General features: G+C 65.3%; 11 protein-coding genes and 1 tRNA gene. 2 read left to right on the forward strand and 10 right to left on the reverse strand.

Annotation, left to right across the window (positions count from 1 at the left end):
• Positions 1–125 precede the first annotated feature (125 nt).
• Positions 126–1,352, forward strand: a complete 1,227-nt coding sequence (locus tag C7I55_RS07595) for a ferritin-like domain-containing protein (RefSeq protein WP_106512260.1) — start codon at positions 126–128, stop codon at positions 1,350–1,352.
• Positions 1,353–1,547: 195 nt separating this feature from the next.
• On the opposite strand, the gene C7I55_RS07600 is transcribed toward C7I55_RS07595, so the two are convergent.
• The 10 genes from C7I55_RS07600 to C7I55_RS07650 form a co-directional block, all read right to left on the reverse strand.
• Positions 1,548–1,621, reverse strand: a tRNA-Gly gene (locus tag C7I55_RS07600).
• An 839-nt stretch (positions 1,622–2,460) separates the two neighbouring features.
• Positions 2,461–3,828, reverse strand: a complete 1,368-nt coding sequence (locus tag C7I55_RS07605) for a 50S ribosomal protein L11 methyltransferase (protein WP_106512261.1) — start codon at positions 3,826–3,828, stop codon at positions 2,461–2,463.
• A 218-nt stretch (positions 3,829–4,046) separates the two neighbouring features.
• The gene (locus C7I55_RS07610) at positions 4,047–5,117 is read right to left on the reverse strand and encodes a suppressor of fused domain protein (RefSeq protein ID WP_106512262.1); all 1,071 of its coding nucleotides are present in this window, start codon (positions 5,115–5,117) and stop codon (positions 4,047–4,049) included.
• 340 nt (positions 5,118–5,457) lie between these two features.
• Positions 5,458–6,717 carry a ComEC/Rec2 family competence protein gene (locus C7I55_RS07615; RefSeq protein ID WP_158266322.1) on the reverse strand — a complete coding sequence of 420 codons (1,260 nt, stop codon included), beginning with the start codon at positions 6,715–6,717 and terminating at the stop codon, positions 5,458–5,460.
• A gap of 1 nt (position 6,718) precedes the next feature.
• Positions 6,719–9,088 carry a TonB-dependent receptor gene (locus C7I55_RS07625; protein WP_106512265.1) on the reverse strand — a complete coding sequence of 790 codons (2,370 nt, stop codon included), beginning with the start codon at positions 9,086–9,088 and terminating at the stop codon, positions 6,719–6,721.
• A gap of 85 nt (positions 9,089–9,173) precedes the next feature.
• The gene (locus C7I55_RS07630; RefSeq protein WP_106512266.1) at positions 9,174–10,133 is read right to left on the reverse strand and encodes a FecR family protein; all 960 of its coding nucleotides are present in this window, start codon (positions 10,131–10,133) and stop codon (positions 9,174–9,176) included.
• A complete protein-coding gene (locus C7I55_RS07635; protein WP_106512267.1) occupies positions 10,090–10,689 on the reverse strand; it encodes an RNA polymerase sigma factor in 600 nt (199 codons plus the stop codon). The genes C7I55_RS07630 and C7I55_RS07635 overlap by 44 nt, the downstream gene beginning before the upstream one ends.
• A 408-nt stretch (positions 10,690–11,097) precedes the next feature.
• Positions 11,098–11,460, reverse strand: coding sequence for a hypothetical protein (locus C7I55_RS07640; protein ID WP_158266324.1), 363 nt, complete (start codon positions 11,458–11,460; stop codon positions 11,098–11,100).
• A gap of 13 nt (positions 11,461–11,473) precedes the next feature.
• On the reverse strand, positions 11,474–11,869 hold the full coding sequence (locus C7I55_RS07645; RefSeq protein WP_106512269.1) for a hypothetical protein: 396 nt from the start codon (positions 11,867–11,869) through the stop codon (positions 11,474–11,476).
• A gap of 255 nt (positions 11,870–12,124) precedes the next feature.
• Positions 12,125–14,431 (reverse strand): hybrid sensor histidine kinase/response regulator, encoded by a 2,307-nt coding sequence (locus C7I55_RS07650; protein WP_106512270.1) that lies wholly within the window; start codon positions 14,429–14,431, stop codon positions 12,125–12,127.
• A gap of 129 nt (positions 14,432–14,560) precedes the next feature.
• On the opposite strand from C7I55_RS07650, the gene C7I55_RS29435 reads away from it, so the two are divergent.
• A complete protein-coding gene (locus tag C7I55_RS29435; RefSeq protein WP_408640587.1) occupies positions 14,561–14,710 on the forward strand; it encodes a DUF6894 family protein in 150 nt (49 codons plus the stop codon).
• The last annotated feature ends 88 nt before the right edge of the window (positions 14,711–14,798 follow it).

Consider the following 14,798-nt stretch of genomic DNA (forward strand, 5'->3'; position numbering starts at 1 on the left):
TGTTCGACCGTCTAGAGCAGCAAACGCGATTTCGAAATCTCGCTTGCTGCTCTAGGCCTTTGTAATCACATCGCTAAAGCCGAAAACCGGTAGCAACGTTTCGGCGCGATGCTCCAGGAGGCCGAATGATCGAGACACGTGAGCAGCTCATCCACACTCTGACCGAAGCTGCCGAGATCGAGCACAATCTCCTTTGCTCCTATCTCTATGCCGTGTTCAGCATGAAGCGCGCCGGCGAGGCGGGGCTGACCGAGGCCCAGGGGGAGGCGGTCGAGCGCTGGCGCAAGACCATCCTCAAGATCGCGCTGGAAGAGATGGCGCACCTCGCCTGCGTCAACAATCTGCTGATCGCCATCGGCGGGGCGCCGCATTTCGATCGGCCGAACTTCCCGGTCGCGCCGGGCTATCATCCCGCGGACGTGGTCGTGCGCCTGACGCCGTTCGACGAGCGCACGCTCGATCATTTCATCTTTCTCGAGCGTCCGGAAGAGTCCGACATCGAGGATGCGGACGGGTTCGAGGCCAGCGGCGAGGAACGCGAGGTTGCCGCCCGCGGGGTCACGCCGTCGGCGGAGGATTATGCGACCGTCGGGATGCTCTACGATTCGATCGCGCAGGGCTTCACCAGCCTGGCCGAGCGGCTCGGCGAAGCCGCCCTGATCGAACCGGCCGGCCGCGGCCAGCTTTACTCGGCCCTGGTCAAGCTGCCGAACATCCCGCGCGTGACCGGCCTCGAGAGCGCGCTGGCGACGATCCGGCAGATCAAGGAGGAAGGCGAGGGCTCCTCCGGCGGTGGCGCGGTCGATAGCCACTTCGAGCGCTTCCAGGCGATCCGAACCGAATGGAGGGAGATCCGCGAAGCGGACCCGGACTTCCGCCCGGCCTGGCCGGCGGCGCACGATCCGGTGATGCGCAAGCCGATCGAGGGCCGTCCCCGGATCTGGATCACCGCGCCCGACGCCGCGCACCATGTCGATCTCGCCAATGCGATCTATGGCACGATGCTGAGCGTGCTCGCGCAGACCTTCAGCATCGCCGACGCCGACGAACAGCGCCTGCTGATGCGGGCGTCGGTGGAGCTGATGGAGGCGAGCGCGTCGATCTCGGTCGCGCTTGCACGGCTGCCGGCAAGCCCGGACCATCCCGGCGTCAATGCCGGCATGACCTTCGCCGTGCCGCGCAACTCCTCCTACCGGCCGCTCGAGGCACGGGCGCGCGCGCTGTTCCTCGAACGGGCCCTGGAGCTCGAGGCGCGGGCGAAGGCGGTGCTTGGCGGAGAGGTGGCTGAAAAGGCACTGCGCAGGCTCGGCAATGCGATCGGGCTGCTCGATGGGTCGCGGGCGCCGGAGTGATGTGGTGGAGCGTGCGGGCTCGTGCGCTCCATCTTCAAACCATGCCCCGGCATGGAAGAGATGCTTTCTTGGAATGGAGGGTCGCCCCTCGCGCTTTGCGCTCCAACCTAAACCATGCCCCCGGCATGTTGGCCGCCCCTCGCGCTTTGCGCTCGTGCGCTCCAACCTAAACCATGCCCCCGGCATGGTTTAGGTTGGAGCGGGTGAAGGGAATCGAACCCTCGTCGTAAGCTTGGGAAGCTTCTGCTCTACCATTGAGCTACACCCGCGCGCGGTCTCCTCTCTAGAAAACACGGCGGGGCTTGTCGAGAGGACACGGCGCGATGGCTGGCGGACGCTGCGCTGCGCCAGATATCCTGTATTTGGCCTGTATTAACAGGGCCGCGGTGCGGCAGGCGCGGGCGGGCGTGGCAGGATTGCTGCTGGGAGTGTGCGGACGGTGCTCAGCGTGAGCAGGATGGCTTTTCACGCTGCCGCGGTGCGGCACGTCATCCCCGTGATCCCAGCGATAGGTCCCCATCGAAGTACGACTTCGATGGGGTCCCGGGAGCTGGGACCTCTCCGAGCTACGTGACGGCGTGCGTGAAAGGCACGGCGCCCTTTCCGACCTGAGATCCCAGCCTGCGCTGGGATGACGGTGTGGGGGGCAGGATAGACAACATGCCCCGTTACCGTGAATAAGATCCATGATTTGCCGCCGCGGCTCGCCCTGGCAACGCGGAAGGTGCAGCAGACGGCCTGTATTTTGCCTGTATCAACAGGTCCCGCACCGCGGTGAGCTCCGTGTTTGGCGGGATTTGTGCGAGGGGTCCGGGCGGCGCCCTCCGGCCGACTCGAATGCCCGCGCGCCTGCGATCCGGGACGCAGGCGGCCGACCCGGATCGCAGAGCGAGCGACCGCCCGCGAGCGGCTTGTTCTTGTTCAATCCTCGGCCTTCAAGGAGGGGCCGTGCCCTGTGGCCGAGGAAGTGCCCTCGCGCCGCGATGGCTCCAGGCGGGAGTTCGCGGCAAACGGATGGCTGGAACATATCAGGAACATGCGCCTCCGTCAATCCCTGCCATCGCCGAGCACGCTTGCGGCACGCACTGCTGAATAGCGACCGCTCCGGCTACGCGCCTTCGCCCAGCGGCAACAGGATCAACGTGATCCGGTCGTGACCGACCGCGATATCGACGGTCTCGCCCGCCACGACCTCGATCGGCTCGGGGAAGCTGTGCAGCACCTGGAGCCAGCCGCCGTCGCTGTAGCGATCGGGGTGGTTGTCGAACGTCACGCCCGGCCAAAGATCGATGTGCATCCACTGCACGATGCCGATCGCGCGGCCGCTCTCGGTCACGGGTATGCTCAGGCGTGCGAGCGTGGCGTCATGCTTCTTTTGCGTGAGATCGAGGCGGACCAGTTCGAGATCGTCCGACAGGCGCTCCCAGGCGGTCATCGTGCCGTGGATCGGCAGGCGTTGCGGGGCGAAGGCGGTGAAGGCGGACAGATCGAACCCCGAGACGTCGCCAACGAAGGCGTAGTCCGCGAGGTTGTCGCTCGCCACAAGACACCCCATCGCGCTGGCGGCGCGCGGGATGACGATCGCATCGGGCGCGAGCAGGCGGCGATGGGCGTCCTCGAACGTGTCGAGCACTTTCTCGGTCAGCAGGTCGCTCGAGAGGATTTCGGAGACGAGGATGTCCGCGGGCGCGTCGAGCTCCGCGCCGACGGCGAGCTCGGTGGAAGGCCGGGCGTGGACGGTAATGCGATCGGCATAGCCGTTGCTGGCGACGATCTGCTGCGCCATCTCGGCGATCATCGGCTCCATCTCGCACGCCACCACCTGTCGTGCCCCGGCCCGCGCGGCCATCAGCGACAGCAGGCCGCTGCCGGCGCCGATATCGAGCACGCGCGCCGCGGGGCCTGCAACTTCGATCGCCGCCTTGATCGCGTCCTCGAACGCATCGTTGCGCGGCACGTCGTTCATCATCGGGATGTGCCAGAAGGGCACCGAGGCCGATCCCAGCCGCCGGACCTGATGGCGCAGGTGGAGACTGTCGGGCTGCAACGCGAGCGCGCGGCGGAAATGCTGAAGCGCTTCGAGACTGCGGCCCGCATCGGCGAGAACCACGGCAAGGTTGCCGATCTTGACCGGATTGTCCGGGTCGACCGCGCAGGCGCGTTCGAGCATCGCCATCGCTTCGGCGGTGCGTCCGAGCCAGTGCAGGGTCAGTCCCTGCTCGTGCAGCGCCACGGCATGATCGGGCTCGATCGCCAGAACCTGGTCCCAGGCGACCAGCGCATCCTCGGGGCGCGAGAGGCGCCCGAGCAGGCCGGCCAGCAGAGGCAGCACGTCCGTCGGTCGGTAATTCTGTGCCAGCACGTGGCGATAGCCCGCTTCGGCGCCCTCCAGATCCCCCTGCTCGTGCAGGGCCATCGCTTCGGCCAATGCCGCGCGGGCTTCGGTCAGGCGGTCGGGGGAAGCCGGGTCGGTCACGTCGATGTCCTTGATAAATCGGTGTGAAGGCGCGTGCCCGATAGGGCAAATGGCGGCGGGAGGGATAGGGTTTGTGTGGTGTGTCCGGCGAGGTCGCACGATGACCGGCTCGACCAGATACACCGTCTTTGGCCGGCGACCGACGGCCACCTCATTCGTCGCGGACGGGCGAACCACGACGCTTGGCGACGGAGTGGATGAGCAATGCGTTTGCCGAGTCAGCCGATGGTGCGGACGATGTTCCCGGCCGCATCCCGGATGTTGGTCTGCTCGACTTCCCAGACGACCCCGGGCAGGCCGGGCACCCGATACTCGCCGACCACCGGCCGCAACGTGGCACGCAAGGCGTCCAGCGCAGCCGGAGTGAGCGTGACGCGCAACTGGCCGTTTTCCTCCGTCAACGCCATTGGCTCGCCCGGCGCAAATGTGATTGCTTCGCCGGAACTCGCCAGGAACAGCTCGCGTCCGAAGGGCAAGCGTAGCGAGAGCGATTCCAGCAGTTCCTCGACATGGCCGGCGCCCATCCGGATCGCCGTGACCGGCGACTGAGGCAGCCGCTTGCGCGTCGACCAACTAAGCGCAGGGACGAACAGCATCCCCAACGCGGAGCCGTCGCGCGCCTTGCCTGCTTCCACCAAATCGCGAACGTCGGGCCGCTCCAGCAGCGATGCGCGTGAAAGGTCGGTCGTCCACAGCGGCATGTGCGGCAGCAGAGCGTCGAGAAGGCCGCGCGTCTGCCATTGTTTGCCGGCCTCCATTTCCTCGAGCGTAAGCCCGACGATCTGAATGAAATCGACCCTGCCGTTGGGTGTGGCGATCGCCGGCAACTCCGGATCCGCCACGAAGGCGAGCGCCTGCAGCTGGGTGTCCGTCTCCAAAGCTATCGGCCCGTTGATGTTCATCCATTCGCCGTCGCGCAGCAGGTTGCCCGACTGGAACACGTAGCGGGCCAGATTCTGCAGCAGGCTGAACGCCCAGGCCGGAGGCTCTTCGTCCGCCGCATCGCAGGTCAGGCGAAAGGTCAGCTCAAACCCCCAGCCGCTGACCTCAGGATCCTCACTGTCCTTTTGGTAGAGCTCGCTCAGACCATAACTCACAAAATGCCAGTGGGGGACGGGCGCGGTCCGTTTCCAGGCGCTGATCCCGTCAAGCGGATCAGGCCCGCCGAGCATCCATTTTATGATGGTCCCGAAATGCTTGGGCACCTGTCCGGGATAGAGGCGGGCGAGTGCGGCATCGATCGCCTCCCAGCCCGGTGCGCTCTCGTCGCCTGCTTCCTCGTCCGTCATGGCGAGAAGCTATGAACTTCGCCCGTGCCTGTCGAGCCTGCCTGGCGCTCGTGCTCCCTGCTCAGCGTCCTCGAACCGTTGCAGTTCAAGCGTGAGACCATTGCCGATATCCTCGACCGTGCAGGCACGCGACCTCATTCCATGTGGCCTCCGATCTGCAGTCTCCGGGTTTCCGAGGGTGCCGCTTGGACTGTTCGCCGCATTGGAGCGCGGGCGGCATAGCAGTGCCTGAGGTCCGACCATCTCAAGTTCGAGCATTGAGTCCAGCGCCGCCGCAAGCAGCGAAACAGGCTCCGCACCATGGGGGCTGGCCGCTTGCCTTCCCTGACGCCGCGATCGTCTAACGTGCATGCCGGTGAATTGTGGCCGATGCTCTCAATGGACCCACCAGGAGAACTCGATCCTCCTCATCTCGATTGTCGGTGACGATCATTCGATACGCTCGGCCGCGGTCGCTGACCCGGCAAAGGATGTGTCCGTCGCGACTGGCCAAGCGGGCGACCAGGCGGTGCATCGCGAGATCCGTCGCGGGGTGGATCGCGGTCGCGTAGACGTCGCGTGGTCCAGGATAGAGCCGCGCGTTCATCGCCCTTTCGAGCACGTCCATGCTCGGATGGGCGGCATGCCAGACCGAGCAGATCCAGTCGCGGGCGGCAAGCGCCCGAACGGTCGCGGCCGAGGATGCGTCGAACATGCCGTGGTGGGGTAGTGTCGCGACATGCACCGGACCGCTTGCCGTGGCTGCGGGGAGCAGGGCGTTCATCCATGGGCGCGTACCGGCGTCGGCCCAGTCGGTCAGGTCGCTGCCGGCGAAGTAGCGAAACGGGCCATATGTCAGCAGCAGCGCGGAGGCGCCTGCATTTTCGTTCGGAGCCTCGTCGGATCGAAGGGATCCGTAGTCGGGGAACAGCGCGCGTGCCTCGTCGCCGCGACCGGTCCAGACGGTGCCGCGCGAAGCCACTACACGCGCCGAGAACGTGTCGTGATCGGCCAACAGCTGGCCGGTGGCTCCCGCGCGCAGTCGCGCGATGCGGCCGCCCGCGGCCGCGAATGCGCGCGCAAAGGCCACGTAATTTTCGGCCGAGGCAACATCTTCGAACCGCGAACGTCCGTAGTCCGGCCAGTCCGGATCGAGCAGCGTGCCGAGAGGGACATGCGCCGCAACGTCACCAATTCCCGTGGCGCGATAGCCTTCCGGCCTCTCGATCATCTGCCCATTCACGCCGCCGACGTGATCGGGGTGAAGATGGGTGGCCATGGTGGCGTGAAGTGAAGTGCCGCCGGTCTCGCGCAGGCGGCGGCCCACGTAGCGCCCGATCCAGTCGCCCGCCGGACGGCTGCCGTTGGGCCGTGCCGGGACCAAGGCCGGATCCGGCCTGGCGACGGCCCCCGCGTCGATCAGCGCGACCGACCCGTTCGGGGCGACGACGACCGTGGCATCGCCGCGCCCGGTCGCGAGATGGTGAATGTCCAGCCAACCGGGCTGCCATGGCGGAAGCGTACCGCCGGCCCGGACCGCCTCGTCCTTGGCGGCGCGGCCGAGCAGTCCGGTCGCTGCAGCTCCGGCGGCCTGACCAAGAAACGACCTGCGTCCGATCATCTCAGAAACGCAGGGTCAGGCTGGCACCCGCGGTTCGCGGCGCCCCGAGATATTCCGCGCGGACCGTTTGCGTGGACGGGATCAGGACATAGTCGGTGTTGAACAGGTTGCGGACGAACGCAGCGACTTCAACGCCCTCGCCGAGGCCGACTCCGATCGTGCCGTTGACGATGTCGTAGCCGTTCACGACCAAGCCAGGGTCCGCAGCCGCACCCGTATTGTACGTCCCGGTGAAAGAATAAAGCAGGTTGCCGAACACGCGGGCGCGCCCGACCGGCACATCCACGTCGAGGGCGAGCGACACTTTATCATGGGGTGCGGAGCCGAGCCGATTGCCGGTGTAGACCGCGCCGCCGGGGATGACGAACTCGTCATAACGCGTGTCGAGCAGACCGTAATTGGCGGAGAGGGTGACTTCCGGAACCGGGCTGATCGCCAGCTCTGCCTCGATCCCCTTGATCGTCGCGCGTCCGGCGTTGTTGATGTTGAGAATGCGGGTCTGGTTGTTGAAGAACAGCTCCTGCTTGTTGCGGTATTCCATCCGGAACGCCGTAGCGTTCAGGCGGACGTGCCGATCGAGCCACTCGCTCTTAAAGCCGGCTTCGAAATTGTCGACGGTCTCGGGTTCGAACGGAGTCGTGAGCGCGGTCAGCACAGCGGCCTCGGTATTGTACCCGCCCGCAGTATAGCCCTTCGAATAGCTCGCGTAGAGCATGAGCTCGCGCTTCGGTGCGTAGCGGAGCACCGCACGTGGGGTGAAACGGCCCCAGTCCGCGGTGAGATCCGAAGCCTGGAAGTTGCCGCTCGGCACGATCCGATCGATGCGATCAAGGCTGGCCCGCTTGCGATCCCACGTATAGCGACCGCCGAGCGCCAGCGAGAGGCCCCGGGTGAGATTGATGGTGCCGTCGGCGAAGATTGCCAGCGACCGGCCGTCGACCTGCTGGTCCGCCAACTGGTTGGTGACGAGCGCTCCGGTGCGCGCAGCGCGAGCGATCGTACCCAGGGTGCGCTCGGCATGCTCGTCGAAGAAATAGGCGCCGATCAGAAAATTGCCGCGCGACCATGTTGGGGAGGCGAGGCGGACCTCTTGCGAAAAGGTGGTCACCCGATCGCGGTCGTCAGAAATCAGTTGGCTCGAGCTTGGAAGAAAGCGGAAATTGGCGCCGACGTTGGAGAAGATGTCGGTCGAGCGCGACCGGCGCCAGGCGGTGATGCTGGTGACTTCGCCGATGGGCGTGTCGAGCAGGAGCCGTGCGGAAGCGCCGCCCTGCTTGCGCCGGAACGCCTGCCACACACCCACTTCGGCGGTACGGGAATTGCCATCGTCGCCAACCCCGATCGAAGACAGCGCACGGCCGCCGCTGCGATCCGAGGCATAGTCGCCGCCGAGCAGCAGTTCGGCGCCTTCGGCCAGCCGGAGCCGCAATTGCGCGCGACCCGCTTTGCTGTCCTGGTCGTCCAGTTCCTGGCCGGTCAGCCGGTCACGGCCCCAGCCGTCATGGCGGCGCAGCAGGCCGGCCACCCGGAAAGCGGCTCCGGCAGCGAGCGGCAGATCGGCCTGCACGTCCAGATCCCGGGTGTCATATTCGCCGTACGAGGCGCGCAGGCGCGCTCTGGGCGTCTCGAAGTTCGGCCGGCCCGTGTCGATCACGATCGCCCCGCCGGTGACGTTGCGGCCGAACAGCGTGCCTTGGGGGCCGCGGAGCACCTGCACCGAATCGATGCCGAACAGCTCCAACGTCGCGGCGCTGTTGCGCGGGATGTAGACGTCGTCGACGAACACCCCGACGGGCTTGTCGACGCCAACCTGGTTGAACGTGTTGGTTGCGCCGCGGATCGCCAGGATCGGCCGCCCCGGGCTGAACGAGGACACCAGCAGGTTGGGCGTCACGCGAGACAGATCTTCCAACTGGTTGATCCGCTGCCGCTCGATCACGTCGCGCCCCAAAGCGGTGAGCGAGACCGGCACGTCTTGCCCTCGCTCGCGGCGGCGCTGTGCCGTGACGAGGATCTCCTCCTGCGCGCCCGGCTCGGCGCCGGACTCGGCGGCCACGGCGGCCACGGTCGCGGAGGGGCGCAGCACCACGGTCTTGCCGTCGTCGCGGGCAACTTCCATGCCGAGGGCGCCGGCGAGCCTGTCGATGCCTTGCCTCGTCGTCATCGTGCCCCGAATCTCGGGGATCGTTCGATCACGCATCCCGTCGGGTGCGATGATCTGGATGCCGGCCTGGCGTGCGAATTCGGGTATTCCGGTCGCCGCCGACTGGGAGGGAATTTGGAAGGACCGCGGTTGCGCTTGGGCCGCAGTCGCTGTTGAAATTCCTGCCACGATCAACGACGCCGTCGACAGATACCGCTCGATCTTCATGTCTTGTCCCCGCTCTGCGCCGCACGGCGCCCTCCCTCTCCGGAGAATCGGCCGCGATCGATCCGCTAGTGCGACACGCAGAAAATCAGCGGGTAAGGACGATTTGGTTGGGCGCGGACTCGGCGCGGATGCCGAGGCTGGCCGCCGCGGCCAGCGCAAAACCGCGTGGATCGCTGGCGGCGAACAGCCCGGTGACGCGGCGGCCGGCAACTTCGGGCGCAACGACGATGCGCGTGCCGCCGTAACGCGCGAATGTGGAGACGGCGTCTCCCAGCGGCACGTCGGCGAAATCGAGCATGCCGCTGCGCCAACCCAGCGCGCGCTCCACGCTCTGGGCATCGGGCGCGCGCCGCATCAGCTTGCCGGCCGCGAACGTCAACCGATCGGTCCCGCGCAATGTCGTGCCGGAGCCCCTGGTCGCTCGGCGGGTCACTTCCACCAAGCCCTCGCGCATCAGCACGTCGGCACCATCGCTGCCCAGGCGCTCGACGGAGAAGCTGGTGCCGAGCGCTCGGACGCTCAGTGCGCCGGCATCGACGGTGAAGGGACGGTCAGGATCTTTCGCGACGTCGAACAAGGCCCTGCCGGCCAGCAGGGCGATGACGCGCTCCCTGCCGCTGAATGCCACAGCAAGGCGGCTCGCCGCGTCGAGCGTCACCACCGATCCATCGGCGAGCGGGATCGAGCGTATTTCCCCTGTGCCGGTCGCATGTTCGTGCAGCTGGTCGCGCGGCCACAGGCTCACCGCCGCCGCGCCGACGAACGAAGCGGCGATGGCTGCGCCGCCGGCGCCGAGCAGCCATCGGCGCGATGGATGCGGCGCAAGTCGCTCCACGTTGAGCGGGCCGAGCGCCCGGGCGCGATCGAAGGTGGCGAATACCGCTTCGGCGCGGATCAGCGCACCGACGTGCCGGCGGTCGGCGGCAAGCCATGCCTGCAGGGCGGCCTCTTCCTCTTCGCCGAGGCCGCGGCCTCGGCGCGCGACCCAGGCCGCCGCTGCCTCATCGATCGGGTTTGCCGCTTGATCCACGAACGTCCAGTGCATCTTGATCCTGAGTGCCAGATGCACGAGCCGCACGCTTTCCGCTACGCTCCAGCCGCTCCATCAAGGTGAGCAATGCCTTCGCGACGTGTTTCTCGAGGGTGCTTTCGCTGACTCTCATCCGCGCTGCCGCGTCGCGCTGGCTGAACCCGTCCAGCTTCAGCAGCTGGAATGCCTCGCGCTGGCGATCCGGCAGCTCCGCCATCAGCGCGGCAAGACGCTCGAGTTCCTGCCGGCCGCTCACCTGCTGTTCGGGGCCGGGCACGTCCGCCGCGGGATCGAACTGGTCGAGCTCCGCGAGATAGTCGATCGGCACGATCCGACTGCGCCGGAACTGCGCGAGCAGGATCGATTGCGCGATCTGGAAAACATAGTTGCGCGGCTGGCGAATATGGTCGGTCGACGGCAGTTCGCCGGCGATCGCATAGGTCTCCTGGACGACGTCATCGACGTCCAACCCGGACCCCACGACGCGGGATCTCAACCAGGCGCGCAGAGCGGGCTCGAGCGGGAGCATCCAGCGGGCGATCCAGGCCGTGCGTTGAACACCGGGCAGCATCGCGCCGGTCTAGCCGACCTGTGTGACACTATCGCGCGCCGAGAGGCACCAAGGTCTCCTGTCGACTTCTCACGCGCAGCAACGGCGGCGCGCGCCGATCATCATGTCGTTCGCGGTCTCGCGTGAGCCCATCTCCCACGACTTCAGGACTCGCACCCCATTGCGCTTGCCGCGCCGGGATCAAGATCGCTTCGGCGCGCGCCGGCGAGGGTGCCCGTCCTCGCACGTATCGAGCATCTCTGCGGCAGCAGATCACTCGAGAGCGAGTTACGTGCCCGCTTACCGGGTGCATCAAGCAGGATTTCTCGTCTCGGCCCGATGCAACGGCATGTTGGTTCGTTTGGGAGATGGCGAGCCGTGGCCGCTCCGCTCCTGAATTTGCCAACCGAAGCAATGAACGGCGCGTCGTCACCGCGCGATGAATGCGGCCCCGTCGTTGAAGCCGGGTCCCATCAGTGCGACCTCGTAGCGCGTACCTGGACGAAGCTGGGCAGTTGGTGGGTCACCTTCAAAGCCTTGCGGAGCGACACCAAAGTCGAGACTGGCGACGCACACCTCGGGGTCCCTTCGCTCCAGATGCCAGATCGGAACTTTCCGATCTGCCGTCGTCTGTGGGCCATATACATTGACCGTGCGGATGCAGGTCCGGAAACGTTCGGCAACCGGAGTCACGATGAAGCGTGCCTTGCCGGCATCCTGCTCCACCGTCACGTGAATGCCTTCCTGGCAGGCAGCCACGAGTGACAGCCAGGCCAATATTGCAAGGCGCATACGTGGTGCCCGATCAGAAGCCATAAACGCCGCTGCCACGGAGCCTAGGTGCCAGCGCCTTCATTCCTTTAGCATCGCCGAAAAACTTGAACCCGCCATAAACGCCGACCATGTCCGCCTGCCTTTCGATCGTCTCCTGCGCGAAGGTCCTGCTGCGGGATTCATAGTCATAGAGCCTGTCGGGATCGAAGCCATGCTGGCTCATCTCGTAACCGTAGCGCGTCAGGAACCGGTCAAATCCCATACGGCGATACTGCATGACGTGAAAGAACTCGTGGAGGAGAAGCGCGACGTAGTACTGGCTGGTGCTGAAGTCCGGTGGATAGGAAGTGGAGCAGCCAGGTTTGGTAACCTTGTGGTGGAGGGCCGTCCAAAGATTCTGCTCTACACCGCTTCCCTTCTCGGACATCCGTTTTCCGAATAGACGGGGCCTCGGCCAGCCACCAAAGTCGATCACGGGACATCAACTCAGAGGTCACGCATCGAATTCGCGTCGCCGATCGTGAAGGCTGCCGCAAATGGCCACACCTCGCGTACTGATAAGCGCAGGTTTGCCGAAGGCGTGGTCGTGACGGGAGACCAATCCGCAACCCTCTAAAGATGAGTTTTGTCTCCTTGGGACTCCAGGATTGTTTCCGATCTTCCCCGATCGGGCAGGGAAGGGCTAACCTGAAACGGTAGTCTGTTCCGGAGCGACAAGCTGATGGATGCCTGCTGCGAGGGTCTCCAGCTTGTACGGTTTGCGCAGGATGGGAAACTCGCGCTGGTCCTTCGGGATGAATTGCTTGCTGCTGTACCCGCTGGCGAGGAGCACCGGCAGACCTCTACGTGTTTCCCGTATCCTTTGAGCGAGATCCAGCCCGCTCATGCCCGGCATGACGATGTCGGAGAACACAAGGTCGACATCGGTCTCCTCCAATCGGGAAAGGGCTTCGCTGCCGTTGGCAGCTTCCACTACGTTGCAGCCGAGATCGTCGAGCAATTGGTGAGCGAAGTAGCGTACGTGATCGCTGTCCTCGACCAAGAGCACCCTCAGGCCCTGCGGCAGAGCGGTGTGCTCACCCACGGACTCCTTCCTCGGAGCCGCCTTGCTCGTTCGGGGAAGCCAGATCTCGACGGTCGTGCCGTGGCCGACTTCGGACTGGATCTTGGCGGATCCGCCGGACTGAACAGCATATCCGTGGATCTGGGAAAGGCCCAGACCAGTACCCTTGCCGGTAGGTTTCGTGGTGAAGAAGGGTTCGAATACGCGCTGAAGCTGCTCGGGGGAAATGCCTTCGCCAGTGTCGCTGATCGAAAGGGTAACTCCCTCCCCATTCGGGCCAGAGACATTCCGCGTCGAGACCGTGATACGCCCGCCGTTCGGCATCGCGTCTCGGGCGTTGACGACGGCGTTCAGCAACGCCGCTTCGAGGCCGGCGGGATCGATCTCGACGTGCCACAGTGCAGGTGCAAGATCGAGCTGGAGATCGTAGAGGCTGCCGAGTGTCCGCTGGAGCATCTCGCCGAGCGCATCCAGGCGAACGCTTAGGTCGATCACCTCAGGCTCGAGCGGCTGACGCCGGGCGAACGTCAGCAGCTGAGATGTCAGGCTTGTTGCGCGCTCGGCGGTCTCCAGCATGACGTGCAGGTACCGGTTGCGCTTCTCGAGCGGCAAATCCGGCTGCCTCAACAGGAAATCCGCGGATCCACGCATGACCGTCATAAGGTTGTTGAAGTCGTGAGCGATGCCACCGGCGAGCTCACCCAGGGCTTGCAGCTTCTGTGACTGTAGGAGCGCTTCCTGGGTTACGCGGAGCTCCTGCTCCGAACGCTTCTTCTCGCTTACGTCACGCGTGATCTTGGCAAAGCCGACATGCTCGCCGTCTTCATTGTAGATGGGATCAATCAGGACGTGCGCCCAGAAAAGGGAGCCGTCCTTGCGCACCCGCTGAGCCTCGGCTTCGAACTTGCCGTCGCGCAGCGCCGCTTCGAGGGCGGCCGCCGGCGCACCCCGAGCACGATCTTCCTCGGTGTAGAAGCGAGAGAAATGCTTTCCGAGCACCTCCTCCTCCTCATAGCCCTTGATCGCTCGTGCGCCGGAGTTCCAGCTGGTAATGCGGCCTGCAGTGTCGAGCATGTATATGGCGTAATCGCGTACGCCTTGCACCAGCAGCCGGAACTGGAGCGCGCTCGCAAAGGTGGACTCTTCCAGGCGCCGTTTCTCGGTTATGTCCCGCGTGATCTTAGCGAAACCGACCAGTGCCCCTTCTTCGTCGTGAATGGCATCCACCACGACATGCGCCAGGAACCTGGTTCCGTCCTTGCGAAGCCGCCAGCCTTCCATCTCGAACCGCTTTTGCTCGGCAGCGGTCTTCAGGATCCGTGACGGGAGCCCGTCGCGACGGTCTTCGGGAACAAAGAACTTTGAGAAATGCTCGCCCATGATCTCGTCGGCCTCGTAGCCCTTGAAGCGCCGGGCGCCGGCGTTCCAGGTGGTGATCAGCCCGTGCGGGTCCAGCATGTAGATCGCGTAATCTTCGACTGAACCCACTAGCAACTGAAAGCGTCGCTCGCTCTCGTGCAGCGCGCGCTCCCGTTCCTTCCGCTCACTGATGTCACGGGTAATCTTCGCGTAACCGATGAGCGTGCCATCTTCAGCGCGGATTGGGTCAAGGATCGCGTGTGCCCAGAAGCGAGTGCCGTCCTTCCGAACGCGCCAGCCCTCCGCCTCGAACCGACCTTCCCTGGCTGCGATCCGAAGGGCACGGGCGGGCAGCTCTGCCTCCTGATCCTCGCGCGTGAAGAACCGCGAGAAATGTTCTCCGGTGACCTCGTCAGCGGTGTACCCCTTGAAGCGCTCGGCTCCCGGGTTCCAAGTGACGATCCGCCCTTCCGCGTCAAGCATGTAGATGGCGTAGTCCGTCACCGACTGCACCAGCAGCTCGAATTTGCGGTCGGTGAGATGCTCCTCGAAAGTCGATGTCGCCATTGAGGGTCCTCATGCTTACCTGCTGCACCCGCCTTGGCGGGTCTCGCAGTAGTGAGCAAGGTACAAAGGCGGTAATACGGGGACAGGTTTCCGCCTGATCTCAGCGAGCTTGAAGCCATAAAAGCGTCCGTGGGCTGGGCGGGCCATGCGCTACTTTTCAACACCGCAGACGGACGGCGGGTTCGCGACGGCGCCGGGCAGGAATTGCCGGATCATGAAGCCGCTCAGCGATATGCCGTCATCATCGCGCGGAGATCCTCTAGGACGATCCGCTCATGATCTGGAGAGGAAATGAATTCCGCGTCGAGGTCACCGACGGGTACCGGGGCTCGGTGAGTGCCCTGTCGATGCAAAGCTCGCTCCCGCG

It is taken from the genome of Allosphingosinicella deserti (assembly GCF_003012735.1).
Lineage (GTDB): Bacteria > Pseudomonadota > Alphaproteobacteria > Sphingomonadales > Sphingomonadaceae > Allosphingosinicella > Allosphingosinicella deserti.

What these genes read in the sequence shown, in the direction of transcription:
- C7I55_RS07650 (WP_106512270.1), bottom strand. Translation starts at nt 14,431, where the DNA reads ATGGCGACATCGACTTTCGAGGAGCATCTCACCGACCGCAAATTCGAG.
- C7I55_RS07645 (WP_106512269.1), bottom strand. Translation starts at nt 11,869, where the DNA reads ATGTCCGAGAAGGGAAGCGGTGTAGAGCAGAATCTTTGGACGGCCCTC.
- C7I55_RS07625 (WP_106512265.1), bottom strand. Translation starts at nt 9,088, where the DNA reads ATGAAGATCGAGCGGTATCTGTCGACGGCGTCGTTGATCGTGGCAGGA.
- C7I55_RS07635 (WP_106512267.1), bottom strand. Translation starts at nt 10,689, where the DNA reads ATGCTGCCCGGTGTTCAACGCACGGCCTGGATCGCCCGCTGGATGCTC.
- C7I55_RS07640 (WP_158266324.1), bottom strand. Translation starts at nt 11,460, where the DNA reads ATGCGCCTTGCAATATTGGCCTGGCTGTCACTCGTGGCTGCCTGCCAG.
- C7I55_RS07610 (WP_106512262.1), bottom strand. Translation starts at nt 5,117, where the DNA reads ATGACGGACGAGGAAGCAGGCGACGAGAGCGCACCGGGCTGGGAGGCG.
- C7I55_RS07615 (WP_158266322.1), bottom strand. Translation starts at nt 6,717, where the DNA reads ATGATCGGACGCAGGTCGTTTCTTGGTCAGGCCGCCGGAGCTGCAGCG.
- C7I55_RS07595 (WP_106512260.1), top strand. Translation starts at nt 126, where the DNA reads ATGATCGAGACACGTGAGCAGCTCATCCACACTCTGACCGAAGCTGCC.
- C7I55_RS07630 (WP_106512266.1), bottom strand. Translation starts at nt 10,133, where the DNA reads ATGCACTGGACGTTCGTGGATCAAGCGGCAAACCCGATCGATGAGGCA.